Source organism: Cupriavidus consociatus (assembly GCF_017814975.1).
GTDB classification, from domain to species: Bacteria; Pseudomonadota; Gammaproteobacteria; order Burkholderiales; family Burkholderiaceae; genus Cupriavidus; species Cupriavidus consociatus.
Genome location: NZ_JAGIQA010000116.1, coordinates 1 through 1,559 on the forward strand (window position 1 = coordinate 1; position 1,559 = coordinate 1,559).

The following is a 1,559-nucleotide window of genomic DNA, read 5'->3' on the forward strand; positions in this document are numbered from 1 at the left end:
GCCAGGCGCGACACCTCCAACGCAAAGACGGCGCCCACTTGCCCCATCGAGACATCCGCCACCAGCGTCTTGAAGTCCTCTCGGCCCGTCATCTGGGCGCCCGACTGACCGAGGTCCCGGTCCAGGACCCGGATCGATGTGTCCGGCCAGCCCAGTGCCAGCGCTTTGTCGCGCAACGCATACTGGCGCTCGGTGCTCTCTTGATGGTGCCGCACCTGAGCCAGCGTCGACTGGCGGATATAGATGTACGCCGGTTTGCTGTGATGTTGTGGAGTGATCTTGGTGTTCATCGACGGCCTCCTCAGTCAGTTCCAGCGCGGACTCGGCGGTGAGCCAAGCCTCGAGCATGTTGGCGATGAGTACGCCGGCTGATTGCGGATCGATGGAGATGGTGAGCGAGAGCGGCGCCTGGCTCACCGACGCCCCTCAGAGCGCCTCGCGGCGGCGTAGTAGTTCGCGGTTGATCTCGCAGATCTCTTCGATGATCTCGCGGACCTGGTGATAGTTCGCCAAGCGTTCGCTGACGTCGGCGTAATCTGCCTGTGGCACGTAGTCCATCTGCGGTCGGCGCCCCGGAAAGCTCACTGACAGGTAGTACTTGGGGCCATGACCGGGGCCGTCGGCACACTTGCAGCCAGGTTTGCCGCAGCGCTTGTAGCGTTCGATGAGCGAGCCCCGCAAGAGCGTGTCCAATGCCGGCATTTGCTTGAGCAATTGCGCGCGGCGTTTGCGTAGAGTGGACGACGGAATATCTTGCATTGGCGGACCACGTTAAAAACTGGTCTGATAGTAGGTCAACGTGATGCATTGATCAAGCTCCTTTGGATCCTTTAGATGACTTCTTGGAGGACGAAGCGGCAAGCTGGTCGATCAGCGCAATCAGCTCCAGCAGCATGCCCAGATCGAAGCGAAACGCAGGGACCTCGCGATCGTCTTCGAAGGTAGGCGCGCCCCAGTCGGTCCAATCGCGGGCAATGCTGAAGCTGCCGCGTTCTACATGACGTAGCAGCAGTGTGTCGACGCCCGCCACGCGGCGCGTCTTCAGGACCGGAAAACGTTGGCCCCGGAGCGGATGAAACGGATGGCGGATCTCAGCCCATCCCAAATGCTCGTTGAGCGCTTGTGCAGTTCGCGCTGACCGTCCCCTGCATGCGGTGCTGGGCGATGCAGGCGTTGTGGAAGTTCGCCCTGGAACCGGTGGCAGAGACACTGGCGGATCCAAATTCCTATGGCTTCCGGCCCGAACGCTCGACTGCTGACGCCATCGAACAGTGCTTCATCGTGCTGGCTAAGAGTGTTTCGCCAGAATGGGTTCTGGAAGGTGACATACGGGGTTGTTTCGATAACTTCAGTCACGCCTGGATCCTGGAGCATATCCCGATGGATAAGGCAATCTTGCGTCGTTGGCTTCAAGCCGGATATATCGATGAAGGAACCCTATTCGAGAGCCGGGCAGGTACCCCGCAAGGGGGAATTCTAGCTCCGGCAACAACATAGCAAACTCGCGGGTAAGATGTGGCCTTCGCATATCAAGGGAGTGCCTGGCGCCATGGTCCAGA

The 1,559-nt window shown here is 60.0% G+C and carries 4 protein-coding genes; 1 reads left to right on the plus strand and 3 read right to left on the minus strand.

The window, feature by feature from the left end:
* From J8I82_RS37610 to J8I82_RS37620, 3 genes are all read right to left on the minus strand, one after another.
* On the minus strand, positions 1–290 hold a 290-nt coding region (locus tag J8I82_RS37610; protein WP_209765679.1), incomplete at its 3' end, for a recombinase family protein.
* A 136-nt stretch (positions 291–426) separates the two neighbouring features.
* Entirely contained in the window at positions 427–759 is a 333-nt protein-coding gene (locus J8I82_RS37615; protein ID WP_209765681.1) for a DUF6788 family protein, read from the minus strand.
* 52 nt (positions 760–811) lie between these two features.
* On the minus strand, positions 812–1,210 hold the full coding sequence (locus tag J8I82_RS37620) for a DUF5372 family protein (protein WP_284183261.1): 399 nt from the start codon (positions 1,208–1,210) through the stop codon (positions 812–814).
* On the opposite strand from J8I82_RS37620, the gene J8I82_RS37625 reads away from it, so the two are divergent.
* Positions 1,123–1,497, plus strand: a complete 375-nt coding sequence (locus J8I82_RS37625; RefSeq protein WP_431831618.1) for a reverse transcriptase domain-containing protein — start codon at positions 1,123–1,125, stop codon at positions 1,495–1,497. The genes J8I82_RS37620 and J8I82_RS37625 overlap by 88 nt on opposite strands.
* Positions 1,498–1,559 lie beyond the last annotated feature (62 nt).